Here is a 24,825-nt window from a genome sequence, read left to right as displayed (position 1 = left end):
CTGGAGTAATACAGCCGCGAATGCTGGTCGGGCTGGTGTGACCCATCGACAGTGGCGCTGGCCTCCTGCCAATTCCTCATAACCTGAGGAGCTTTAATGCCCGATCGCAATAACGAGGGCGCGGCATTATAAGCGGGTGCTGATGGCTATGTAATAGCTTTTTAATTGCACTGGTTGGTTGGGTGCCATTACTTATTTCAGGTTGGATACCACGCTGCTTGCCGGTGCCCCGCTGGACTGGAAGGCGCTGCCATTGGCAAACACCCGATCACCCAAAGCACGCAGGCCGATGACCTGGCGGTTCTGGTCGATGCGGAGTCTCAAGGGCGCAGCGCCGGGGGCGTTAGGCAGGCTGATCAGGTGCTCACCTTTTTTCAGGCGCAGGCGCACGACTTGAGTAAGGTTGGGCAAGGTGCGCCAAGTGCGCGTGTCGGCATGCTCGAAAGCATCCCAGTGGGTGACGTAGGAGGCTTTGCTCGGATCGCGTCGATTGTCCGTAGCCTGAACATCGGCCGCCAGAAATGCCCGATAGGTTGTGCGCTGGATAATGCCCGGCATGTCGTCACGCAGGGTGCGCAAGGACATGTCGGTAATGCTGTTGACCGCAATCAGCTTTTTCTGACGACCATCGATGCTCAGTTGGTTGAATGAAGGCGTCGAGGTGTCGGGCACCATTATGGGGAACGAGATATTGGCGACGATGACCTGGCCGTCCGCGAGCTTCACCGGGTAGGGCACGCGCACGGAGCTGCGGGCCGGCGCCAGGCCGCTCTGCACGATGATCAGCACATCGCTTTCGTCTGCCTTCAGGCCAGGGCTGTCGAGGTCGCGCAATGCCTGTTGGAAAAACGCCATGTCCGGACGCAGTTCAATTGCCTGACGATAACCGGGTGCTGCCAGATCTTTCTCGCCCAGCGCTTCGTAGGTGAAGCCGGCGAGATAGTGACTGAATGCACTTTGGTAACCGTTTTTCAGAGCAATCACCGCAGGCGATTCGAGCATCACCACGGGGTAGCCTTGCAGGTCCTTGTAATGCACGCGCGCGCCCTGGGCCTTGGCCGCTTCTTCGATTTTTTCGTATTCCAGCTCCCGTTGCCGGGCGATCAGCGTTTCGCGCTCGTGGGTTTTCTTGATGTCGGCACGGGCGCCGTCAAAATCATTCATGGTCAGTTGGTTGAGGGCCATTTGCGTGGTCAGCATGACTTTTTCGTAGTCGTAACCATCGTAGCGGCGCAACTTGTCATTGATGATGCTGCCCCAGTGGTCGCCCATGGCGGCGAGCAACTTGTCGCCGGTGGTTTCGATCGTGTCCTGGCGCTCGATGATCATCTGCTCGGCGCTGCGCCAGGTTGTCTGGCTCTGCGCAAATTCGCCGCCGGCACTCAGTACAGCGCCCTTTTCGAAATAGTAGAGCAGGTCTTTTTCCGGGGCCGGATTGTTCGCTTCGATCACGGACAGAGCGCTGTTGATGTTGCCGGCCTTGAACTGCTCGGTGGTCTGTTGCAGTTCCAGATCGTAATTGCGATACGCACCGCAGCCGCTCAGTTGCACAACGGCGGCGATCAACAGGGGCAAGTGCAAGCGATGGCGCATGAAAGGGGTCATCCTTGAGCGGGAAATACGACAGGTCGGGCAGTATAGGGTGCAATAGTGGCTAAGTGATTTGGCGTTTTTGTAGGCCGATGGCTCGCGTCATGTGTGGCGTTACGTCGACAAAGCTTGAGGGAAACGCGTTCGAAGTGAACAATATGTAACTTCGCATTTCCATTTGAGAATTCTTCATGACTGCCTCGTCCCGTTTTCTGGCTTGGCTGGTGTTCCCGTTGTTTGCCCTGAGCAGTTTCAATCTGCTGGCCGATACCGTGGAAGGCGCACCGCAAGCGCTGCACCTGCTCGATTACATCAGCGCCGACTACCCGCCGACGGTAGCGGCGGGCAAGGTGGTCGATGATGCCGAATACCGCGAGCAACTGGAGTTCACGCGGGCGCTGCAAGGCTTGATCGCCGGCATGCCGGCCAAGCCTGAAAAGGCTGCGCTGGAGCAGGGTGTCAGCGCCTTGCACGCAGCGATCACCGCGAAGCAAGACGGCGTCGAAGTGGCCCGTCAGGCGCGGCAGCTCGGCGCGCAATTGGCGGTGGCGTATGAAGTCAGCCAGGCGCCGATCATCACCCCCGATCCCACCCGGGGTGCGCCGCTCTATGCGCAAAATTGCTCGGTGTGCCACGGCGACAGTGGCGCCGGTGACGGCCCGGCGGGCCTCGGCATGACCCCGGCACCGGCCAATCTGCGGGATGCGGCGCGCCTGGATCACCTGAGTCTGTATGCGATCTACAACACCCTCGGTCAGGGCGTTGAAGGCACCGACATGCCGGCGTTTGCCGATCAGCTCGACGATCGGCAGCGCTGGGATCTGGCGACTTACATCGCCGGCTTCAGCGCCGATCCGGCGGCGGCCAAAGCGGAGAAGACCTACAACATCGCCGATCTGGCTCGTCAGACCCCGGCCGAGGTGCAAATGGCCGAAGGCGCGCAAGCCGCCGCGACGTTCCGCGCCCAGCGTGCGCAACCGCCGCAGGTCAAGCGTGGCCCGGCGCAACTGCTCGACTACACCGCAGCGACCCTGGACAAGAGCCTCGCGGCCTACCGTGCAGGCGAACACGATCAGGCCTACGACCTGTCGGTGGCGGCGTATCTGGAAGGCTTCGAGCTGGTCGAAAGCTCGCTGGATAACGTCGACGCCAACGTGCGCAAGGACACCGAAAAATCCCTGATGGCTTACCGCCAATCGTTGCAGGACGGCTTGCCGGTCGAGCAGGCCGAGCAGCGCCTGGACACCGCCAAAGCCAAGCTTAAAGAGTCCGCCGGATTGCTCGGCAGTGATGGCTTGAGCTGGTCGCTGAGCTACATCTCCGGTTTGCTGATTCTGCTGCGCGAAGGTCTGGAAGCGATTCTGGTGCTGGCGGCGATCCTCGCCTTTCTGCGCAACACCGGCCAGCAATCGGCGGTGCGCAGCGTCAACGTCGGTTGGGGCCTGGCGCTGCTGGCCGGCCTCGGCACCTGGGCGCTGGCGGCGTATGTGATCGATGTCAGCGGTTCGCAGCGTGAACTGCTTGAAGGCGCGACGGCGCTGTTCGCCAGTGTCATGGTTTTGTGGCTGGGCGTGTGGATGCATGACCGCCGGCATGCGGCGGCCTGGCAGGATTACATCAAGAGCAGTCTGGTCGGTGGTGGCGGGCGTTTCGGCTTCGCGATTCTGGCGTTCTTCTCGGTGTATCGCGAGTTGTTCGAAGTGATCCTGTTCTACGAAACCTTGTGGTTGCAGGCCGGACCAGCCGGGCATGACGCGGTGCTCGCCGGTGGTGCGACGGCGCTGGTGCTGCTGGTCGGTCTGGCGTGGGTAATCCTGCGCGGTTCGGCGAAACTGCCGCTGACGCTGTTCTTCAGCATCAACGCCGCGCTGCTGTGTGCGCTGTCGGTGGTGTTTGCCGGGCATGGCGTGAAGGCGTTGCAGGAAGCCGGGATCTTCGGCACGCGGCCGGTGGCGTTCTTTGATTTCGACTGGCTGGGCATTCATGCCGATGCCTATTCGCTGGCGGCGCAGGCGGTGGCGATTGTGGCGATCATCGTGCTGTATAGCCGTAGTCGTCTGGCTGAGAAGAAGCGGGTCGCCGCTTAACGGCATTCGCTGGGGCTCACATTCGCGAGCAGGCTCGCTCCCACAGGTTTAGCGTTAACCTTGTGGGAGTGAGCCTGCTCGCGAATTGTTTTTGGAGGTTGGAAAAATGCGTGTATGGATCGATGCCGACGCTTGTCCACGAGCGGCGAAGGATCTGGTGGTGAAGTTCGCCCTCAAGCGTCAGTTCGAAGTGGTGCTGGTGGCCGGGCAGCCGCAGATCAAGCCGGGGCTGGCCATCGTCAAACTGATCGTGGTGCCGAGCGGCCCGGATGCGGCAGACGATTATCTGGTCGAGCACGCGGTGCCGGGTGAGCTGGTGATTTGCAGCGATATCCCGCTGGCCGATCGTTTGGTGAAGAAGGGCGTCGCGGCGCTGGATCCGCGCGGCAAGGAATTCGATGCGCAGAACATGGGCGAACGCCTGGCGGTACGCAATCTGTTTACTGATCTGCGGGAACAAGGCCAGATGAGCGGCGGACCGGCGCCGTTTGGAGATCGCGAGAAGCAGGCGTTTGCCAATGCGCTGGACCGCATTCTCACACGCCTGACCCGCAAACCCTGATTCAACCGGATCTCTGTGGCGAGGGAGCTTGCTCCCACCTGGCGGCGCAGCCGTCGTAAACCCTGTAAAACGAGTGTATTTGGCACCGTGTGGTTGAATAGTTTGGGCTGCTACGCAGCCCGGCGGGAGCAAGCTCCCTCGCCACAAAGGGTGTCCAGCAATTTCGATCAGGCGTCGTTTTCGTGGGTCAGTTCGAGCACGCGGTCGACCAGTTTGTTGATCCCCGAAGCCGCTTCACTGATGTTCTGCGCCAGCATGTAAGCCGGGGTCGTCACCAATTTGCGTGCTTTGTCTTCGATGATTTCCGTCACCGCACAGTCTTCGTGAGTGGCGCCCATCTTGTTCATCGCCGTGGCGGTGTCGGCGTCATTGCCGATGGTGCAGGTCACGCCTGGGCCGTAGATTTTCGCCGCGAGTGCCGGAGAAATGCACATCAGGCCGACCGGTTTACCCGCTTCGGCAAAAGCTTCGGCCAGTGCCAGCACTTCCGGCTGCACGCTGCAGCCAGCGCCTTCAATAGCGAAGTTCGAGAGGTTCTTCGCCGCCCCGAAACCGCCCGGCACGATCAGCGCATCGAAGTCATCGACGTCGGCTTCGCGGATGTCCTTGATGTTGCCGCGGGCGATGCGCGCCGACTCCACCAGGACGTTGCGCGATTCGGGCATTTCTTCGCCGGTCAGGTGGTTGATCACGTGCAACTGCGCGATGTTCGGGGCGAAGCACTGCACCTGCGCGCCGCGTTGGTCGAGGCGCAGCAAGGTGATGACGCTTTCGTGGATTTCGGCGCCGTCGTACACGCCACTGCCGGACAGGATCACTGCAACTTTTTTGCTCATGGGTTTCTCTCCAGATTCATGGCGCTAAATGTCCACTAAATTGTCGTGCGTTGCCATAGGCTGAAGTGGTGGCTGCACCTGCAAGGAACGCTTTCTACATGGATCGCAACAACGGCGGGGTGTTCATTATTTGGGGTTGCCTGCTGCGGAACGAGCGGTAGATTTTTGGCGTGAGAACGCCGCTGGCGAACTTGAATGCGCCAGCGCAGCGAGGATAAAAGTGACGTATCTGACTGAAGGGGCCGGCCAGCCCGCTCAGTGCCGGCGGGCTGTAGCAAATCGCCAGCGATTTACTCGGCTGGCGTCTTCGGTTCGGCAGGCCTGGACGCTTCGGCTTGGTTCAGCAGTGCAGCTTTCGCGGCTTGCTCGTCGGCGTAAACCTGCCTGGCCAGCCGCGCATTCTTGAAGCGGCGGCGCAGCCACAAGCCAACGCCCAGCACCAGCAACGCACCCAACACCCACAACTCGTATTTCTTGATGCTACCAAGCATGCCTTCCAGCACCGCCCCGAAGTGGTAAGCAGCGGCAGCCAGCGCGGTCGCCCAAATCGCCGCACCGATACCGTTGAGCAGCAGATAACGTCCCGGCGGATAGCCCGACAAGCCGATCGCCACCGGCATCACCGTGCGCAGACCGTAGACGAAACGGAAACTCAGCACCCAGATGTCCGGGTGCTTGCGAATGTGCTCCAGCGCGCGGTCGCCCATCATCTGCCAGCGCGGTTTGCGCGCCAGTAATTTGCGCCCGTGCTTGCGCCCCAGGAAGTACCACAGCTGATCGCCGGCATAGCTGCCGCAGAACGCCACGACCACCACCAGGTTGATGTCCATGTATCCACGAAACGCGAGGAAGCCCGCGAGCACCAGAATGGTTTCGCCTTCGAAGAACGTGCCGAGGAACAAGGCAAAATAGCCAAAGTCATGCAGAAATTGTTGGAGCATTGTCTGGGTGCTGGCGAAATGAACGCGCAGCCTAACCCTTCGGACACATTCATGAAAGTGTCCAAATGTGTCTCGACGTGAACAATTCCTACGCTGAGAATGGAATGCGGCTACGTGTCACGGGGTGCACACAACTGTCATCTGTTGGTCATAATGGCCGTCTATAACTGTCACGCTCGCCCGTTTGCGCGGGCTCAGGAGTTCGCCGTGAGCTTTACCCCCGCCAACCGACTGTTCCCTGCAACCCGCCTGCGTCGCAATCGTCGTGATGATTTTTCGCGTCGGCTGGTGCGGGAAAATGTGCTGACGGTCGATGACCTGATCCTGCCGGTGTTCGTGCTCGACGGTGAAAACCGCCGCGAAGCCGTAGCCTCGATGCCCGGGGTAGAGCGGCTGACGATCGACTTGCTGCTCGAAGAGGCGGCCAAGTGGGTCGAGCTGGGGATTCCGGCGCTGGCGCTGTTCCCGGTCACTCCGCCTGAATTGAAATCCCTCGACGCTGCTGAAGCCTGGAACCCCGAGGGCATCGCTCAGCGCGCCACCCGCGCCCTGCGTGAGCGTTTCCCGGAGCTTGGCGTGATCACCGACGTGGCGCTCGATCCGTTCACCACCCACGGCCAGGACGGCATCCTCGACGAAGAAGGCTATGTGCAGAACGACATCACCGTCGACGCACTGGTCCGTCAGGCGTTGTCCCATGCTGAAGCCGGCGCGCAGGTGGTGGCGCCGTCGGACATGATGGACGGTCGCATTCAGGCGATCCGCGAAGCGCTGGAAATTGCCGGCCACGTCAATGTGCGGATCATGGCTTATTCGGCCAAGTACGCCAGCGCCTATTACGGCCCGTTCCGCGATGCGGTCGGTTCGGCGTCGAACCTTGGCAAGGCCAACAAGGCCTCCTATCAGATGGACCCGGCCAACAGTGACGAAGCGCTGCACGAAGTCGGTGCGGACTTGTCTGAAGGCGCGGACATGGTCATGGTCAAACCGGGCATGCCGTACCTCGACATTCTTTTCCGGGTAAAAGATGCCTTCAAAGTGCCGACCTTCGTCTATCAGGTTAGCGGCGAATACGCCATGCACATGGCGGCGATCCAGAATGGCTGGTTGAGCGAGGCGGTAATTCTTGAATCACTGACCGCCTTTAAACGTGCCGGCGCTGATGGCATCCTGACTTACTTTGCTGTCCGCGCCGCTCAATTGTTACGAGAGCAGAAATAGCCCTCCCAGGAACATTCAATGAATACCGAAGGACTCACGGAAGTTGCAGTAAAAGAAGCTCAACCGGTGGTCGAGCAAATGACCGAAACCCCGCCAGAGCTGGAGCCTGCGCCACCCGCGCCAGTCGCCGAACCTGTCGCGGCGGCGCCAGTGATTGCGATCCCGGGCCTGGATGACAGCAGCCTGTACATCCACCGTGAGCTTTCGCAACTGCAATTCAATATCCGCGTGCTGGAACAGGCGCTGGACGAGTCCTATCCGCTGCTGGAGCGGCTGAAGTTCCTGCTGATCTTCTCCAGCAACCTTGACGAATTTTTCGAGATCCGCGTCGCCGGCCTGAAAAAGCAGATCACCTTCGCCCGTGAACAGGCCGGTGCCGACGGTCTGCAGCCGCATCAGGCGCTGGCGCGGATCAGCGAACTGGTGCACGGCCACGTTGACCGCCAGTACGCGATCCTCAACGACATTCTGTTGCCGGAGCTGGAAAAGCATCAGGTGCGCTTCATCCGTCGCCGCCACTGGACGACCAAGATCAAAACCTGGGTGCGCCGCTACTTCCGCGACGAGATCGCGCCGATCATCACCCCGATCGGCCTCGACCCGACGCACCCGTTCCCGTTGCTGGTGAACAAGAGCCTGAACTTCATCGTCGAGCTGGAAGGTATCGACGCCTTCGGCCGCGATTCCGGTCTGGCGATCATCCCGGCGCCGCGTCTGCTGCCACGGATTATCAAGGTGCCCGAAGAAGTCGGCGGCCCTGGCGACAACTATGTGTTCCTGTCGTCGATGATCCACGCCCATGCCGATGACCTGTTCCAGGGCATGAAGGTCAAGGGCTGCTACCAGTTCCGTCTGACCCGAAACGCCGACCTGGCGCTAGACTCCGAAGACGTCGAAGACCTGGCCCGCGCCCTGCGTGGCGAGTTGTTCTCGCGGCGTTACGGTGATGCGGTGCGTCTGGAAGTCGCTGACACTTGCCCGAAACACCTCTCGGACTACCTGCTCAAGCAGTTCAACCTGAGCGAGACCGAGCTGTATCAGGTCAACGGCCCGGTCAACCTGACCCGTCTGTTCAGCATCACCGGTCTGGACAGCCATCCGGAGCTGCAATACACGCCGTTCACCCCGCAGATCCCGAAACTGCTGCAGAACAGCGAGAACATTTTCAGCGTCGTCAGCAAGCAGGACATCCTGTTGCTGCACCCGTTCGAGTCGTTCACCCCGGTGGTCGACCTGCTGCGTCAGGCGGCGAAAGACCCGCACGTTCTCGCTGTGCGCCAGACCCTGTACCGCTCCGGTGCCAACTCCGAGATCGTCGATGCGCTGGTCGACGCCGCGCGTAACGGCAAGGAAGTGACGGCGGTCATCGAGCTGCGTGCGCGTTTCGACGAAGAATCCAACCTGCAACTGGCCAGCCGTCTGCAAGCGGCCGGTGCCGTGGTGATCTATGGCGTAGTCGGCTTCAAGACCCACGCCAAGATGATGCTCATTCTGCGTCGCGAGGCCGGCGAGATCGTGCGTTACGCGCACCTCGGCACCGGTAACTATCACGCCGGTAACGCCCGCCTCTATACCGACTACAGCCTGCTGACCTCCGACGACGCCCTGTGCGAAGACGTCGGCAAACTGTTCAGCCAGTTGATCGGCATGGGTAAAACCCTGCGCATGAAGAAGCTGCTGCATGCGCCGTTCACCCTGAAGAAGGGCATGCTCGACATGATTGCCCGCGAGACGCAATTTGCGCTCGACGGCAAACCGGCGCACATCATCGCCAAGTTCAACTCGCTGACCGATCCGAAGATCATCCGCGCCCTGTACAAGGCCAGCCAGTCTGGCGTGCGCATCGATCTGGTGGTGCGCGGCATGTGCTGCCTGCGTCCGGGCATCGCCGGGGTTTCGCACAATATCCACGTGCGCTCGATCATCGGCCGCTTCCTTGAGCACACGCGGGTGTTCTACTTCCTCAATGGCGGCGACGAGCAGATGTTCCTCTCCAGCGCCGACTGGATGGAGCGCAACCTCGACAAGCGCGTCGAGACTTGCTTCCCGGTCGAAGGCAAGAAGCTGCTGACCCGGGTGAAGAAAGAGCTGGAGCTGTATCTGACCGACAACACCCACAGCTGGAGCCTGCAGTCGGATGGTCGTTACATCCGCAACACGCCAACGGGTAATCAGAACCCGCGCAGTGCGCAGGCGACGTTGCTGGAGCGGTTGGGCAGCCCGATTTTGCCGGTGAGCAGCTGACCTTCAGCCCAATAAAAAAGGCGATCCCACGGGATCGCCTTTTTTGTACCTGTCGTTCACCCACCTGTGGCGAGGGAGCTTGCTCCCGCTGGACTGCGCAGCAGGCCCATGCTTTTAAAGAAAGGGCCGCTTCGCGCCCCAGCGGGAGCAAGCTCCCTCGCCACAAGGATTAGTGGACGGTGAGGACAATGCCCACTCGCGTCAGCCAATCCGCCTCAAGCCCGAAGTCCGCCTGAGTCAGTTGGTTCTCATCCAGCCAGTTCTCCGGGAATTCCACATCCAGGGTGTTGCCCTTCGCATGCAACACCACCTGCGGCATCGCTTGGGTGCCACGAATGTGGTGGAACAGGATCGCAAAGCGCAGCAGTACGCACAGGCGGATCAGCTTGTCGCCGTCGTCGCCGAAATCAGCAAACTTGTCCTTGGGAATGTTGCGGCGGTGGCCGCGCACCAGCAGGGCAAGCATTTGCTGGTCTTCACGAGAAAAACCGGCGAGGTCCGAGTGCTCAATCAGGTAGGCGCCGTGCTTGTGATAGTGGTAGTGGGCGATGTCGAGCCCGACTTCGTGCACTTTAGCCGCCCAGCCAAGGAGTTCGCGCCAGATGCCGTCATCCAGCTCCCAGTCCACCGCGACCTGATCGAACGCGTGCAAGGCTTTGCGCTCGACCCGCGCTGCCTGTTCCAGGTCGACGTGGTAACGCTCCATCAGCGAGGTCAGGGTGCGTTCGCGCACGTCTTCATGATGATGACGGCCGAGCAGGTCGTAGAGCACGCCTTCGCGCAGTGCACCGTCGCAGTGATCCATGCGTTGCAGTTCGAGGGCGTCGAATATGGCTTCGAGAATCGCCAGGCCGGCCGGGAAGATTGTCCGGCGATCAGGCTTGATGCCTTCGAAATCGATCTTGTCGACATCACCGAGCTTGAACAGGCGGCGCTTGAGCCACGCCAGGCCTTCGGCATTCACTTCGCCCGTGCCGTGGCCGCCGGCCTTCAGCGCCAGGCCGATGGCGCGGATGGTGCCTGAGGAGCCAATGGCCTCGTCCCAGGTCAGGCGGTGCAGGGCGTGTTCGATGCTCATGATCTCCAGCCGCGCCGCCGTGTAAGCCTGGGCGTAACGGGCCGGGGTGATCTTGCCGTCCTTGAAATAGCGCTGGGTGAAGCTGACGCAGCCCATTTGCAGGCTTTCGCGCAGCAGCGGCTCGAAACGCTGGCCAATGATGAATTCGGTACTGCCACCGCCGATGTCGGCGACCAGACGTTTGCCCGGGGTGTCGGCAAGGGTGTGCGACACGCCCAGATAAATCAGCCGCGCTTCTTCACGACCGGAGATGACTTCCACCGGGTGGCCGAGGATTTCTTCGGCGCGGTGGATGAATTCGAGGCGGTTGCGCGCTTCACGCAGGGCGTTGGTGCCGACGATGCGCACGGCACCCAGCGGCATACCGTTGATCAGTTGGGCAAAACGCTTGAGGCAATCGAGGCCACGTTGCATCGATTCTTCGTTGAGATGGCGCTCATCGTCGATGCCGGCGGCGAGCTGAACCTTCTCGCCGAGGCGTTCGAGAATGCGGATCTCACCGTTCTGGGCCTTGGCCACGACCATGTGAAAGCTGTTCGAGCCCAGGTCGATTGCGGCGATCAGGGACAGATTCTTGGCTTGGGATTGCGGCATGGTCAGGGGGTCTCGGTCGATAACCTCGACATCGTGCCACGATCAAACGCTGACGCCAACGCGCACAACTCAAACCCTTGATCCAACACCGCTTCTGTGGCGAGGGAGCTTGCTCCCGCTGGGCTGCGTAGCGGCCCTAAAGCCATTCACCTCGTAATAAAGGTAAATCGCGGTCGGCGGGTTACGACTGCTGCGCAGCCGAGCGGGAGCAAGCTCCCTCGCCACAGGGCGGTGCAGGGTCAGTTGACGGCTTCAACGGTACCAATGAAGTTCGCCAGTTCCGCCGTCTGCGGATTGGCAAACAACACCTTCGGATCCCCCACCTCATGCACCTTGCCGTGGTGCATGAACACCAACTTATCCCCAACCTCGCGGGCAAAGCGCATTTCATGGGTGACCATGATCAGCGTCATGCCTTCTTTGGCCAGTTGCCGCACCACGCTGAGCACTTCATTGACCAGTTCCGGGTCGAGCGCCGAGGTGATCTCATCGCACAACAACACTTTCGGCGACATTGCCAATGCCCGGGCAATCGCTACGCGCTGTTGCTGGCCGCCGGACAGCCGATCCGGGAAGGCATCGAATTTTTCCCCGAGACCCACGCGCTCCAGCATTTCACGCGCCAGTTCCGCAGCCTTGGCTTTCGGCACTTTCTGCACCACCTGCGGCGCGAGCATGACGTTTTCGCCCACGGTCAGGTGCGGGAACAGGTTGAACTGCTGAAAGACCATGCCGACTTTCTGCCGCAGGCTGCGCAGATCGGCGCGGGCGGCGTCGAGGTATTCGCCGTCGACTTCGATCACGCCGTCGTTGATCGATTCCAGGCCATTGAGGGTGCGCAGCAGGGTGGATTTGCCCGAGCCGCTGCGGCCGATGATCGCCACCACCTGGCCTTCCTCGACGCTGAGGTCGATGCCTTTGAGCACGTGGTGATCGCCGTAGTATTTATGCAGGGCGGAAATTCTAAGCAGAGGCATGCAGTCTCCTTTCCAGGTAGCGCGCACTGAGGGACAAGGGGTAGCAGAGCAAGAAGTAGCCGAGGGCGACGAGGCCGTAGACCATGAACGGTTCAAAGGTGGCATTGGCGAGCATGCCGCCGGTCTTGGTCAGCTCGGTGAAGCCGATGATCGAGGTCACGGCGGTGCCCTTGACCACTTGCACCGAGAAGCCCACGGTTGGCGCCACAGCGATACGCAGCGCTTGCGGCAGAATCACGTAGCGCAGCTGTTCCAGCGGATTGAGCGCCAGACTCGCCGAGGCTTCCCACTGGCCATTGGAGATCGACTCGACGCAGCCGCGCCAGATCTCCGCCAGATAAGCGCTGGTGAACAAGGTCAGCGCAATCGCTGCCGCCATCCACGGCGAGATTTCGATCCCGGCCAAGGCCACACCGAAGAACACCAGAAACAACTGCATCAACAGCGGCGTGCCCTGGAACAGCTCGATCCAGGTGCGGGCAATGCTGCTCGGCAGAGCGCTTTTCGAGATACGCATGATCAGAATCAGCAACCCGACGATCCCGCCACCAATGAACGCCACCAGCGACAGCGCCAGTGTCCATTGCAGGCCGGTGAGCAGGTTGCGCAGGATGTCCCAGAAGGTGAAGTCGCTCATACGCTGCTCCTGCTTCGACTGATATAGCGCCGGCCGATCCAGTTCAGTAACTGGCGAATCAGCAACGCCATGCACAAGTAGATCAGGGTGGTCAGCGCGTAGGTTTCAAAGGCGCGGAAGTTGCGCGACTGAATGAAGTTGGCGGCAAAGCTCAGCTCTTCGGTAGCGATTTGCGAACACACCGCCGAGCCGAGCATGACGATGATGATCTGGCTGCTCAGGGCCGGCCAGACCTTGCCTAGCGCCGGTAGCAGCACCACGTGGCGAAACGCTTCGAAGCGCGTCATCGCCAGCGCCGCTGCAGCTTCCAGTTGCCCGCGCGGAATCGCCTGAATGCCGGCACGGATAATTTCCGTGGAATAGGCACCGAGGTTGATCACCATCGCCAGCACCGCCGCTTGCCACTCGGAAATCTGCACGCCAAGCGACGGCAGGCCGAAGAAGATAAAGAACAACTGCACCAGGAACGGCGTGTTGCGGATCAACTCGACGTAGACGCCGAAGATCGCCGAGAACGGGCGGATGTTCCACGCCCGCACCAACGCCCCGACAATCCCGACGCCGACCCCGAGCAACGCACCGATGGCTGTCAGCTCAAGGGTGAACAGCGCCCCGCGCAGCAGCAGGTCGGTGTTTTCCACCACCGGCATGAAATCGAACTGATAAGCCATGAAAGTCTCCCGCGCAGTCGATCAGAGATCGGCCGGCAGTGGCTCTTTCAGCCAGGTCTGCGAATTCTTTTCCAGTGCGCCGTCAGCCTTGGCGGTGGTCAGGATGTCGTTGACCTTGGCCAGCAGCGCCGCTTCGTTCTTGTTCACGCCGACGTAGACCGGCGAATCCTTGAGCTTCACTTTCAGCGCCGGCACGCGTTTCGGGTTCTTTTCGCTGATCGCGACCATCACCACGTTGCCGCTGGCGATCAGGTCAACCTGGCCGGCGAGGTAAGCGGCGATGGTGGAGTTGTTGTCTTCGAAGCGCTTGATGGTCACGCCTTCGGGGGCGACTTTGGTCAATTCGATGTCTTCGATGGCGCCACGGGTGACGCTGATGGTCTTGCCCTTGAGGTCGTCGAGGCTGGCGATCGCAGCGTCTGGCGGACCGAACACGGCGAGGTAGAACGGTGCGTAGGCGCGGGAGAAGTCGATGACTTTTTCGCGCTCAGGGTTTTTGCCGAGGCTGGAGATCACCAGATCGACCTTGCCGGTGGTCAGGAACGGAATGCGGTTGGTGCTGTTCACCGGGGTCAGTTCGAGTTTGACCTTGAGCTGGTCAGCCAGCAGTTTTGCCGTGTCGATGTCCAGACCGCGAGGTTTCATATCCGGGCCGACCGAGCCGAATGGCGGGAAGTCCTGAGGCACGGCGACTTTCAGCGTGCCGCGTTTGACCACGTCGTCCAGTCCGTCGGCGTGAGCGGGGGCCTGGCTGAGCAACAGGGAGGAAAACAAGGCGGCGAGGAGGGCGCTGTAACGCTTGGTCATGGACAATCTCCGGATCGGCGGGAAGTGATTTCTGCGATCGGACAGAGCATGGGCCGTGCCAATACACCGGTTTCGGCACGGCAGACCGCGGTTTCAGCGGCTTTGTTCGGTCTTACTGGTCTGAACAGTCAGGTTGTTTTTCGCACTGCCATGGCGCACCGGCGTGGTTCACCGAACCCTGCTGGGGCACGACTTGCCGGACTCGGCGAATAGCTTTACAACTAGCCGCACATTGGCCTGGCGCGTCTGAAAAACCATGAACTCGATTTCCCGTGCGGTACCCGAAGTGGCGCTGCAAGCGATCCGCAAACTGATCACCGAGCAGGGTTTCGGTGCGGGCGATGCTTTACCGTCGCAACGGGATCTGGCGCTCCAGTTGGGCGTCAGTCGGGCGTCGTTGCGTGAGGCGTTGTCCTCGCTGAGTGCGCTAGGTGTGGTCAGTATTCAGCCAGGTAAAGGCGTGTTTGTGCAGTCGCCGGTAGAGTTGCCGCGTGGCGCGCAGACGCCGGGCTGGCCATTTGCGGCGCAAGCCTCGCCGCTGGATATCTTTCAGTTGCGCTATGCGCTGGAAGGCTTCGCTGCAGGGCTGGCGGCGGTCACGTTAAGCACGTTCGATCTGGATGCGCTGGAAGACAATGTTGCAGCGATGCGTGAGCAATTACGCGCCGGAGACTTTGAAGCGGCGGCAAAACTGGACTTCGAATTTCACCGTCGGATCCTGCTGGCCAGCGGTAATCAGGCGATGCTGAACATCCTTACCGCCAGCGCCGAGATCTTTCTCGAAAGCCAGAAACTACCGTTCATCCGCGCCGAGCGCGCCATGGAAACCTGGCAGGAACACCGCAAGATCCTCCGTGCCCTCGCGCGCCGGGCGTCCGGTGCGGCGCAAAAAGCCATGCAGGAGCACGTGCGCAACGCCGCCCTGCGCACCGGTATTGCCTTTATCGCCCCCGCCACGGCGTGACTTGAGCTATACCCAAACTCATCGAGTGCCATAGCAAGACTCAATCAACTGCGGCTTCCTGAACAGGGGAAGGGCGGCTATGATGGGCCACGTTTTTTTGCTTACAACCTGGAGAATTCCATGAGCAGCGATCTTATCAAACACGTTAGCGACGCTAGCTTCGAAGCCGACGTACTCAAGGCCGAAGGCGCTGTCCTGGTCGATTACTGGGCTGAATGGTGCGGTCCTTGCAAAATGATCGCTCCGGTTCTGGACGAGATTGCCGAGACTTACAAAGGCAAGCTGACCGTTGCCAAACTGAACATCGACGAGAACCAGGAAACCCCGGCCAAGCACGGCGTGCGCGGTATCCCGACCCTGATGCTGTTCAAGAACGGCAACGTTGAAGCGACCAAAGTCGGCGCCCTGTCGAAGTCGCAACTGGCTGCTTTCCTCGACGCCAACATCTAAGCGTCGCTGCAAAGTGCCTGAAAAAAAGCCCCGCAATTAGCGGGGCTTTTTGCGTATTCAGGGCTAGACGCTCCGAAACTCAGGTGGTACATTCGGCCCCGCACTGGTTTCTCCACTGCCCCCTGCTAGCCGTCGCCGACGCACTCCTTTTCGAATAAGTACGCGATCCTGTCGCCTTCTCTGCGGCGCGGCCTCATTAAGCCAAAAGCTTAATTTCCCCCCTCCATAAATGATTACGTCATTCCTATATGAATCTGACTGAACTCAAGCAAAAGCCGATTACCGAACTGCTCGAATTGGCCGAACAGATGGGCATAGAAAATATGGCCCGTTCGCGCAAGCAGGACGTGATTTTCTCCCTGCTGAAAAAGCACGCGAAAAGCGGCGAGGAAATCTCCGGTGATGGCGTGCTGGAGATTCTCCAGGACGGCTTCGGCTTCCTGCGCTCCGCTGACGCTTCCTACCTGGCCGGCCCGGACGATATCTACGTCTCGCCTAGCCAGATCCGCCGTTTCAACTTGCGCACCGGTGACACCATCGTTGGCAAGATCCGCCCTCCGAAGGAAGGCGAGCGGTATTTCGCCCTGCTCAAGGTCGACACGATCAACTTCGATCGTCCCGAGAACGCGAAAAACAAGATTCTCTTCGAGAACCTGACCCCGCTGTTCCCGACCGTGCGCATGAAGATGGAAGCCGGTAACGGCTCCACCGAAGACTTGACCGGTCGTGTCATCGACCTGTGCGCCCCGATCGGCAAAGGCCAGCGTGGTCTGATCGTTGCACCGCCGAAAGCCGGTAAAACGATCATGCTGCAGAACATCGCCGCGAACATCGCCCGTAACAACCCTGAAGTTCATCTGATCGTGTTGTTGATCGACGAACGTCCGGAAGAAGTGACCGAAATGCAGCGCACCGTGCGCGGCGAAGTGGTTGCCTCGACCTTCGACGAGCCGCCGACCCGTCACGTTCAGGTTGCCGAAATGGTGATCGAGAAGGCCAAGCGCCTGGTCGAACACAAGAAGGACGTGGTGATCCTGCTCGACTCCATCACCCGTCTGGCCCGTGCCTACAACACCGTGATCCCGAGCTCCGGCAAGGTATTGACCGGTGGTGTCGATGCCCACGCCCTCGAGAAGCCAAAGCGTTTCTTCGGTGCTGCGCGCAACATCGAAGAAGGCGGCTCGCTGACCATTATCGCCACCGCGCTGGTTGAAACCGGCTCGAAGATGGACGAAGTGATCTACGAAGAGTTCAAGGGTACCGGCAACATGGAACTGCCTCTGGATCGCAAGATCGCCGAGAAGCGCGTGTTCCCGGCCATCAACATCAACCGCTCCGGCACCCGCCGCGAAGAGTTGCTGACTGCCGACGACGAACTGCAGCGCATGTGGATTCTGCGCAAACTGTTGCACCCGATGGACGAAGTGGCTGCCATCGAGTTCCTGGTCGACAAGCTGAAAACGACCAAGACCAACGACGAGTTCTTCTTGTCGATGAAGCGCAAGTAATACGCAAGCCGTTTGAAAAAGAACGCCCCGAAAGGGGCGTTTTTTTTTGCGCCGCATTATTTGTGTCTGGATTGAAATGTACGCTGCTGATAACTTTCGCGCTTTCCAGGGACTTTGTATCCAAAAAGAGAAAGGTTTTTCATGCACACGTTTGGCAATCGCCGTGATATCGACGGATTACGGGCACTGGCGGTTATTCCTGTCGTACTGTTTCATTTCGGATTCAGTACATTCAGTGGCGGCTTTGTCGGGGTCGACGTCTTTTTCGTCATTTCCGGGTTCCTGATCACCACCATTCTGTTCCGTGAAATCAGCGCACAGCGCTTCAGTTTCATTGATTTCTGGGCACGCCGTGCCCGTCGCATCATTCCCGCCCTGAGCGTGGTCATGCTGGTCACGTTGGCGCTGGGCTGGTTGCTGCTGACGGCCAAGGACTTCTCCGAACTTGGGCGAACGGTGCGCTATCAGTCACTGTTCATCTCCAACATCCTGTTCATGCGCGAGGATGGTTACTTCCAACCGGCCTCCGACCTGAAACCGCTGTTGCATACCTGGTCGCTGGCGGTTGAAGAGCAGTACTACATCTTCTTTCCACTGCTGATGGCGGTGCTGATCCGGTATGTCCGGCATTGGCGCTGGATGCTGTTTGCGGTGTTGCTGGTGTCGTTCGGCTTGAATATCGCGAACATCGAGCACAAACCGGAGTTCACCTTTTTCTCGCTGCCGACCCGCGCCTGGGAGTTGCTCTGCGGGGCGATGCTCGCGGTGACACCTGCACCGAAACAAGCCGTGCGCCCATGGCTGTATCAAGCGGTCGGCCTTGCCGGTCTGGCTGCTGTGCTGGTCGCGGTGTTCACGTTTGACAAGTCCACGGTGTTTCCAGGCTGGGCGGCATTGCTGCCAGTGCTGGGGACGACTGCGCTGATCTGGTCGGGCGCGCAAGGTGCGAGCTTCACCGCGCGGCTGTTGAGCCTGCGGCCATTGGTCTGGATCGGCTTGCTCTCCTATTCGCTGTACCTGTGGCATTGGCCGGTTTTTGTCTACGCCAACGCAATTTCCATTGATGGTATCCAGCCTGTCGAAGCGTTCGGCTGGATGGCCCTGGCACTCGGCCTGGCGTGGCTGAGCCTGCGTTACATCGAGTTGCCGTTCCGGGAAAAACGCCTGCTTGCCGGACGTAACGCCATGTTGACGGGGGCCTTGGCTGCCATCGTCGCGCTGGTGGCGACGGGTTCGGCGATCCGTTCTGCCGACGGTGTGCCCCAGCGACTGACCGGCAAAGCGCTGGAATATGCACAGTCGCGGGAATGGCGGGCCGGGCAGATGAAGTGCATGTTGGTCACCCAGGACAAATCGCTGGACAAGGCATGCCTGGTGGGCGGCAACGAGGATGTGCCGGCCACCCAATTGTTCTGGGGTGACAGTCACACCGCCGCGTTGCTGCCAGCCATCGAAAGCAATGCGCGGCGCGAAGGGCGTCCCGTGTGGCTGTACAGCATGAGCGCCTGCCCGCCGATTCTCAGTGATGATCCGCGTCAGCGCTGCAAGGATTTCAACGAGCAAACCATGGAGCGAGTGCGCAGCCTCGGCGTCAAGGACGTGGTGCTGGCTTCCAACTGGAGCCTTTATGTCTACGGTCGCGAAGACGGCGATAACAAGGTGCTGCTCAATCCCCACGACAATACGGCTCAGGCCGAACAGCGCATGGCCGCTGCACTCAAAGCGCGAGTCGCCGCGCTGCGAGAGGCGGGCGTGCAGGTCTGGTTGTTCAAGGAAGTGCCGTTGCAGCGTAAAGGCATCATCAATCGCTTGACCAGTCTGGCGCGGATCGGGCGTTCGGCCGAGGGGTTGGGTCGCCCGCTCCAGGAGCATCTGGCGCGGCAGCAGTTCCTCAGTGCCTTGTTCGATTCCATGAGCGCTGCTGATCCGGGGGTCCATGTGATCGATCCGACACCGCTGATGTGTGCGAATGACGTTTGCAGTATCGAGGTCAATGGCCACTCGCAGTACAAGGATGAAGATCACCTGTCGGATCTTGGCAGCGCCCGGTTGAGTCCGTTGTTTGCGCCGGTGCTGCTGGGGACAAGCCAGAATTGAGCGATGCCGGGCACTGACGGGCTGCTGTTTGCTCGTCAGAGCAGGTAGGATGTACGCCTATTTTGAGGGTGCCATCGTCAATGAAATTCAAGGATCTTCGGGATTTCGTGCAGCAGCTTGAGCAGCGCGGAGAGTTGAAACGCATCCAGATTCCCGTATCGCCGGTGCTGGAAATGACCGAGGTGTGCGACCGCACGCTGCGGGCCAAGGGCCCGGCGCTGCTGTTCGAAAAGCCTACCGGTTACGACATTCCGGTGCTCGGCAACCTGTTCGGCACCCCTGAGCGGGTGGCCATGGGCATGGGCGCCGAGTCGGTCAGCGAACTGCGTGAAATCGGCAAGCTGCTGGCGTTCCTCAAGGAACCCGAGCCGCCGAAGGGCTTGAAGGACGCGTGGTCGAAACTGCCGATCTTCCGCAAGATCATCTCGATGGCGCCGAAAGTCGTCAAAGACGCGGTGTGCCAGGAAGTGGTCATCGAAGGCGACGATGTCGACCTGGCGATGTTGCCGGTGCAGACCTGCTGGCCCGGCGACGTCGGCCCGCTGATCACCTGGGGCCTGACCGTCACCAAAGGCCCGAACAAAGAGCGCCAGAACCTCGGCATCTACCGTCAGCAAGTGATCGGCCGCAACAAGGTGATCATGCGCTGGCTCAGCCACCGTGGCGGCGCCCTCGACTTCCGCGAGTGGTGCGAGAAGCATCCGGGCCAGCCGTTCCCGGTATCCGTGGCGCTGGGCGCAGATCCGGCGACCATCCTCGGCGCGGTGACGCCGGTGCCGGACAGCCTCTCCGAATACGCCTTCGCCGGACTGCTGCGCGGTAACCGCACCGAACTGGTCAAGTGCCGTGGCAACGACCTGCAGGTGCCGGCCACCGCCGAGATCATCCTTGAAGGCGTGATTCATCCGGGCGAAATGGCCGATGAAGGCCCGTACGGCGACCACACCGGCTACTACAACGAAGTCGACAGCTTCCCGGTGTTCACCGTCGAGCGCATCACTCACCGGATCAAACCGATCTACCACAGCACCTACACCGGCCGTCCGCCGGATGAGCCGGCGATCCTCGGCGTGGCGCTGAACGAAGTGTTTGTGCCGATCCTGCAGAAGCAGTTCCCGGAAATCACCGACTTCTACCTGCCGCCGGAAGGCTGCTCATATCGCATGGCCGTGGTGACGATGAAGAAGTCGTATCCGGGGCATGCCAAGCGCGTGATGCTCGGTGTCTGGTCGTTTTTGCGACAGTTCATGTACACCAAGTTCGTTATCGTCACTGACGACGATATCAACGCCCGCGACTGGAACGACGTGATCTGGGCCATCACCACGCGCATGGACCCCAAGCGCGACACGGTGATGATCGATAACACGCCGATCGACTACCTCGACTTCGCCTCGCCGATCTCCGGCCTGGGGTCGAAAATGGGCCTGGATGCCACTCACAAGTGGCCGGGCGAAACCACTCGCGAGTGGGGCCGCGTGATCGTCAAGGACGACGCCGTCACCCAACGGATCGATGCCATCTGGAATCAGTTAGGAATAGATTGATGCGTGTAACCCTGCAGCCTTCCGGAGCGGTGCTTGAGATACGGCCCGGTGAGCGGATTCTCGATGGCGCGCGGCGCCTGGGCTTCGACTGCCCGCAAAGCTGCCGTAACGGCAATTGTCACGTGTGTGCGGCGCTGCTGGTCGAAGGCCGGATCGAGCAGGCCGGCAAGGTCCATGACCACGGCGAGTTCTACACTTGCATAGCCGAGCCGCTGGAAGACTGCATCCTGCTGTGGGATGGCGTGCTCGCGCTGGGAGAACTGCCGGTGCGCAGCCTGTCGTGTCAGGTTATCGAATGCCGCGAGGTTGGTGGCGACACCTGGCGCGTGCGTCTGCGTGCCCCGGCCGGCAAGCCACCGCGCTATCACGCCGGGCAGTATTTGATGATCGAGCGCGAGAACGGTGAGAAATCAGCGTTCTCCATGGCCTCGGCACCGCACGGCGGGCGTGATCTGGAAATCCATGTGCTGGCGCGCGAAGCCAGTGCACTGAGCCTGATCGAACAGCTGCAACGCAACGCGATGGTGCGTGTCGAGCTGCCCTTCGGCGATACGCATCTGGCCGAATTGCCCGACGGGCCGTTGGTGCTGATTGCCGCCGGTACGGGCATGGGCCAGATTCACAGCCTGATCGAACACTGCCGCGCCAACGGCTTCAAGCACCCGGTGCATCTGTACTGGGGCGTGCGCCGTCCGGAAGATTTCTACCAGATCGAGCATTGGGACGAATGGTTGAAGTTGCCCAATCTGTTCCTGCACAAAGTCGTCAGCGATCAATGCGGCTGGGAAGGGCGCTGCGGGATGTTGCACGAAGCAGTCTGTGAAGATTTCCCCGACCTGAAACCGCTGCACGTCTACGCCAGCGGCTCGCCGGCCATGGTCTACGGCACGCTGGACGCGCTGGTTGAAGCGGGGATGGACGCTCATCAGATGCGCGCAGACGTATTCGCTTACGCCCCTCGCTCCTGATTCGTTATAACTCGCTATATAGCCGATCGGTATTTATGTAATTGCACAAATACCGCTAGGTTATATACCAATCGGGCAATCAATTAAGAACTGTGCCATGGCACTCAAATTGCCTTAAAACTTATGTGCCTTATTGTTACAGCGGTGCGTTCTATTAAGTAATTCTTTACCCGCGGGGAGCTGAACGCTATTCGCCATGAGCGCCATTGAAAACGCTTTTCTGAATTTGAATTACCCTCCGCGGCTCGATCTTGGGCCGCAACTGACGCACGAACAACTTCTCGCTTCCATGCAATCGACCATGGCGCGCCACAAGGGCGGGCCGGTGTGGCTGTTCGCGTATGGTTCGCTGATCTGGCGGCCGGAATGTTCGGCAGTGGAGCGCGTACGTGGGCGCGTGCATGGTTACCATCGCGGCTTGTACCTGTGGTCGCACGAGCATCGCGGCACACCGGAAATGCCCGGGCTGGTGTTCGGTCTGGATCGCGGCGGTTCGTGCAGCGGCTTCGCCTATCGTTTGCCGGAAGACAATCTCGACGCGGCGCTGTACGCCTTGTGGAAACGCGAGATGCCGGTGCCGTCCTATCGGCCACACTGGCTCAACTGCCGGCTCGAAGATGGCAGTCAGGTACAGGCGTTGGGGTTCGTTCTGGAGCGACACTTGCCCAGCTATGCCGGCAACCTGCCGGATCACGTGCTGAGCCAGGTGTTCGAAAGCGCTTGCGGGCGCTACGGTACCACTCGCGATTATGTCGAGCAGACCGCCCACGCCCTGCGCAGCCACGCCATGCCAGACCGCAATCTGGAGGCGCGGCTCAAGCGCTGTAAATCACAAAGCGATCAAGCGACCGCTTCACGGCTCTGACTGGCGACTTGCTTGTGCCACAGCGTCGGGGCCAGGAAGGCCATCGACAGCAGGCAAGCACCCACCAGCAGCACGAAACCACCGTCCCAGCCGAAATGGTCAACGGTGTAGCCCATCGCCGCACTGGCCGCGACCGAACCGCCCAGATAGCCGAACAGACCGGTGAAGCCCGCAGCCGTGCCGGCGGCTTTCTTCGGTGCCAGTTCCAGCGCCTGCAGACCGATCAACATAACCGGGCCGTAGATCAGGAAGCCGATCGAGAACAGCGCGATCATGTCGACGGTCGGGTTGCCGGCCGGGTTCAGCCAGTACACCAGGGTCGCCACGGTCACCAGCGCCATGAACACCATGCCGGTCAGGCCACGGTTGCCACGGAAGATCTTGTCCGACATCCAGCCGCACAGCAGCGTGCCCGGAATGCCCGCCCACTCGTAGAAGAAATAGGCCCACGAGGTTTTATCGACGGTGAAACCCTTGGCTTCCTTGAGGTAGGTCGGTGCCCAGTCCAGTACGCCGTAGCGCAGCAGGTAAACGAAGACGTTGGCCATGGCGATGTACCAGAGCATTTTGTTGCGCAGCACGTATTTGACGAAGATTTCCTTGGCGCTGAATTCGTCTTCGTGGCTGGCGTCGTAGCCTTCCGGGTAATCGTTCTTGTACTTCTCGATTGGCGGCAGGCCGACCGATTGCGGGGTGTCGCGCATGGTAATGAAAGCAAACACCGCCACGCCCAGCGCCACCGCTGCCGGTACGTAGAACGCCGCGTGCCAGTCGTTGAACAGGCCCATGCCGAGCAGGAACAGCGGACCGATCAGGCCGCCGCCGACGTTATGCGCCACGTTCCACACCGACACCACGCCGCCGCGTTCCTTCTGCGACCACCAGTGCACCATGGTCCGCCCACTTGGCGGCCAACCCATGCCTTGGGCCCAGCCGTTGATGAACAGCAGGATGAACATCATGGTCACGCTCGACGTCGCCCAAGGCGCGAAACCGAAAATGAACATCACCCCGGCCGAGACCAGCAGGCCGAACGGCAGGAAGTAGCGCGGGTTGGAGCGGTCGGACACCAGGCCCATGAGGAATTTCGACAAGCCATAGGCGATGGCAATCGCCGACATCGCCAGACCCAGATCGCCGCGGCTGTAGCCTTCGTCGATCAGGTACGGCATGGCCAGGGAGAAGTTTTTGCGCAGCAGGTAATAACCCGCGTAGCCAATGAAAATACCGGCGAAGATCTGCCAGCGCAGGCGTCGGTACGTGCTGTCTATTTTTTCTTCAGGCAATGGAACCTGATGTGCGGCAGGACGAAAGAAAGCAAACATTCAAGAGCTCCAGATTTCTTGTTTTGACTGCGGATGCGAATGTTACAGTTTCGTTACCGAAAATAGCACCGGTTCGCATCGAGCAAATAGCGGAAAATGTTGGAAGTCGCGCGTTCCTTTACGAACCTGTCGCTCAGCTGTAAGAACAGGGCGTTTTTGTCGCGCTCGGAATGTTGTGTCTTAGACTCGCGATCCACGGATCGACTCATTTCGCGAGATAAACGATGACCCCTAAAGTTCGCAAGCTATTGCCCAGACTGTTGATGGTCGCAGCGGTGACTGTTTCAGTGTTGGCACTGAGCTTCGCCCAAGGTTCTGCGGCGCCAGGCCTTCGTAACGTCACCGTGTTGATCGTCCGTCATGCGGAAAAGCCTGATGTCGGCCGTGAACTCAATGCCCGGGGCGAACAGCGCGCGGCGGCTTATGCCGACTATTTCACCCCGTTGAAACTGGATGGCCAGACGCTCACTCCTCAGCGTCTGATCGCTACCGCCGACAGCGCGGAAAGCATGCGACCTCGTCAGACGCTGATTCCACTGTCCCAGCGCTTGCAACTGCCCATCGAACAGCCCTGCGCCAATAACGAGGTCGACAAACTGGTCAGTCTTCTGCGCAAGCACAATCAGGCGAAAACCGTGCTGATTGCCTGGCACCACGGCCATATCAATAAGCTGATTGCCGCTTTCGGCGGTGATGGCCCGGCGTTGATCGGTCAGCCGAAATGGCCGGTGGATGTCTACGACTGGCTGATTGTTTTGCGCTTCGACGACAAGGGGCAGTTGATCCAGTCGCGAAGCGAGAAGGTTCAGGAACAACTGATGCCGGGCGACATGCCAGCGTCGCCCGGTCGTTGAAG

The 24,825-nt window shown here is 60.3% G+C and carries 21 protein-coding genes; 12 read left to right on the top strand and 9 right to left on the bottom strand.

The window, feature by feature from the left end; translation table 11 throughout:
• Positions 1-192 precede the first annotated feature (192 nt).
• Positions 193-1,593 carry a COG3014 family protein gene (locus BK670_RS27515; RefSeq protein WP_123454525.1) on the bottom strand — a complete coding sequence of 467 codons (1,401 nt, stop codon included), beginning with the start codon at positions 1,591-1,593 and terminating at the stop codon, positions 193-195.
• Between the two features lie 188 nt (positions 1,594-1,781).
• Between BK670_RS27515 and BK670_RS27510 the strand changes: the two genes are divergently transcribed.
• Positions 1,782-3,677: an FTR1 family protein gene (locus BK670_RS27510; protein ID WP_123454523.1), complete on the top strand. Its 1,896-nt coding sequence runs from the start codon at positions 1,782-1,784 to the stop codon at positions 3,675-3,677.
• A 106-nt stretch (positions 3,678-3,783) separates the two neighbouring features.
• On the top strand, positions 3,784-4,239 hold the full coding sequence (locus tag BK670_RS27505) for a YaiI/YqxD family protein (protein WP_007911138.1): 456 nt from the start codon (positions 3,784-3,786) through the stop codon (positions 4,237-4,239).
• A gap of 167 nt (positions 4,240-4,406) precedes the next feature.
• Here BK670_RS27505 and elbB read toward each other — a convergent pair whose 3' ends face one another.
• Both elbB and BK670_RS27490 read right to left on the bottom strand, forming a co-directional pair.
• Positions 4,407-5,075 (bottom strand): isoprenoid biosynthesis glyoxalase ElbB, encoded by a 669-nt coding sequence (gene elbB / locus BK670_RS27495; RefSeq protein ID WP_123454521.1) that lies wholly within the window; start codon positions 5,073-5,075, stop codon positions 4,407-4,409.
• Positions 5,076-5,365: 290 nt separating this feature from the next.
• The gene (locus tag BK670_RS27490; protein WP_123454519.1) at positions 5,366-6,016 is read right to left on the bottom strand and encodes a DedA family protein; all 651 of its coding nucleotides are present in this window, start codon (positions 6,014-6,016) and stop codon (positions 5,366-5,368) included.
• Between the two features lie 207 nt (positions 6,017-6,223).
• Between BK670_RS27490 and hemB the strand changes: the two genes are divergently transcribed.
• Both hemB and ppk1 read left to right on the top strand, forming a co-directional pair.
• On the top strand, positions 6,224-7,237 hold the full coding sequence (hemB, locus tag BK670_RS27485; RefSeq protein WP_008084506.1) for a porphobilinogen synthase: 1,014 nt from the start codon (positions 6,224-6,226) through the stop codon (positions 7,235-7,237).
• A gap of 18 nt (positions 7,238-7,255) precedes the next feature.
• A complete protein-coding gene (gene ppk1 / locus BK670_RS27480) occupies positions 7,256-9,481 on the top strand; it encodes a polyphosphate kinase 1 (protein ID WP_123454517.1) in 2,226 nt (741 codons plus the stop codon).
• Between the two features lie 169 nt (positions 9,482-9,650).
• Here the strand turns inward: ppk1 and ppx are convergent, their stop codons facing one another.
• The 5 genes from ppx to BK670_RS27450 all read right to left on the bottom strand — a co-directional run bounded on the left by ppx (position 9,651) and on the right by BK670_RS27450 (position 14,245).
• The gene (gene ppx, locus BK670_RS27470; RefSeq protein ID WP_093429742.1) at positions 9,651-11,153 is read right to left on the bottom strand and encodes an exopolyphosphatase; all 1,503 of its coding nucleotides are present in this window, start codon (positions 11,151-11,153) and stop codon (positions 9,651-9,653) included.
• A 239-nt stretch (positions 11,154-11,392) separates the two neighbouring features.
• Positions 11,393-12,130, bottom strand: a complete 738-nt coding sequence (locus tag BK670_RS27465) for an amino acid ABC transporter ATP-binding protein (RefSeq protein WP_123454515.1) — start codon at positions 12,128-12,130, stop codon at positions 11,393-11,395.
• Positions 12,117-12,767, bottom strand: a complete 651-nt coding sequence (locus BK670_RS27460; protein ID WP_123454513.1) for an amino acid ABC transporter permease — start codon at positions 12,765-12,767, stop codon at positions 12,117-12,119. Before BK670_RS27460 ends, BK670_RS27465 begins: the two co-directional genes overlap by 14 nt.
• A complete protein-coding gene (locus BK670_RS27455; RefSeq protein WP_123454511.1) occupies positions 12,764-13,438 on the bottom strand; it encodes an amino acid ABC transporter permease in 675 nt (224 codons plus the stop codon). Before BK670_RS27455 ends, BK670_RS27460 begins: the two co-directional genes overlap by 4 nt.
• Before the next feature lie 21 nt (positions 13,439-13,459).
• Positions 13,460-14,245: a transporter substrate-binding domain-containing protein gene (locus BK670_RS27450; protein WP_007911166.1), complete on the bottom strand. Its 786-nt coding sequence runs from the start codon at positions 14,243-14,245 to the stop codon at positions 13,460-13,462.
• Positions 14,246-14,501: 256 nt separating this feature from the next.
• On the opposite strand from BK670_RS27450, the gene BK670_RS27445 reads away from it, so the two are divergent.
• The 7 genes from BK670_RS27445 to BK670_RS27415 all read left to right on the top strand — a co-directional run bounded on the left by BK670_RS27445 (position 14,502) and on the right by BK670_RS27415 (position 22,644).
• A complete protein-coding gene (locus tag BK670_RS27445) occupies positions 14,502-15,209 on the top strand; it encodes a FadR/GntR family transcriptional regulator (RefSeq protein ID WP_123454509.1) in 708 nt (235 codons plus the stop codon).
• A gap of 120 nt (positions 15,210-15,329) precedes the next feature.
• Complete coding sequence (gene trxA, locus BK670_RS27440) at positions 15,330-15,659, top strand: thioredoxin TrxA (protein WP_003206727.1); 330 nt, start codon at positions 15,330-15,332, stop codon at positions 15,657-15,659.
• 248 nt (positions 15,660-15,907) lie between these two features.
• Positions 15,908-17,167, top strand: coding sequence for a transcription termination factor Rho (rho, locus tag BK670_RS27435; RefSeq protein WP_003229334.1), 1,260 nt, complete (start codon positions 15,908-15,910; stop codon positions 17,165-17,167).
• A 141-nt stretch (positions 17,168-17,308) separates the two neighbouring features.
• A complete protein-coding gene (locus tag BK670_RS27430) occupies positions 17,309-19,264 on the top strand; it encodes an acyltransferase family protein (protein WP_123454507.1) in 1,956 nt (651 codons plus the stop codon).
• Between the two features lie 80 nt (positions 19,265-19,344).
• Positions 19,345-20,811: a 4-hydroxy-3-polyprenylbenzoate decarboxylase gene (gene ubiD / locus BK670_RS27425; RefSeq protein WP_039757427.1), complete on the top strand. Its 1,467-nt coding sequence runs from the start codon at positions 19,345-19,347 to the stop codon at positions 20,809-20,811.
• Entirely contained in the window at positions 20,811-21,779 is a 969-nt protein-coding gene (locus BK670_RS27420) for a CDP-6-deoxy-delta-3,4-glucoseen reductase (RefSeq protein ID WP_123454505.1), read from the top strand. Before ubiD ends, BK670_RS27420 begins: the two co-directional genes overlap by 1 nt.
• 196 nt (positions 21,780-21,975) lie before the next feature.
• Entirely contained in the window at positions 21,976-22,644 is a 669-nt protein-coding gene (locus BK670_RS27415) for a gamma-glutamylcyclotransferase (protein WP_123454502.1), read from the top strand.
• Here BK670_RS27415 and glpT read toward each other — a convergent pair.
• Positions 22,620-23,969: a glycerol-3-phosphate transporter gene (gene glpT / locus BK670_RS27410; protein WP_123454500.1), complete on the bottom strand. Its 1,350-nt coding sequence runs from the start codon at positions 23,967-23,969 to the stop codon at positions 22,620-22,622. The two genes, BK670_RS27415 and glpT, sit on opposite strands and share 25 nt — an antisense overlap.
• A 224-nt stretch (positions 23,970-24,193) precedes the next feature.
• Here glpT and BK670_RS27405 point away from each other — a divergent pair, with 224 nt between their 5' ends.
• A complete protein-coding gene (locus BK670_RS27405; protein WP_123454498.1) occupies positions 24,194-24,823 on the top strand; it encodes a flagellar basal body-associated protein FliL in 630 nt (209 codons plus the stop codon).
• Positions 24,824-24,825 lie beyond the last annotated feature (2 nt).

This window comes from Pseudomonas fluorescens (assembly GCF_003732425.1).
Taxonomy (GTDB): domain Bacteria; phylum Pseudomonadota; class Gammaproteobacteria; order Pseudomonadales; family Pseudomonadaceae; genus Aquipseudomonas; species Aquipseudomonas fluorescens_BE.
The sequence above is the reverse complement of the archived record's forward strand: the minus strand, read 5'-3'. Positions and strand labels throughout refer to the sequence as shown.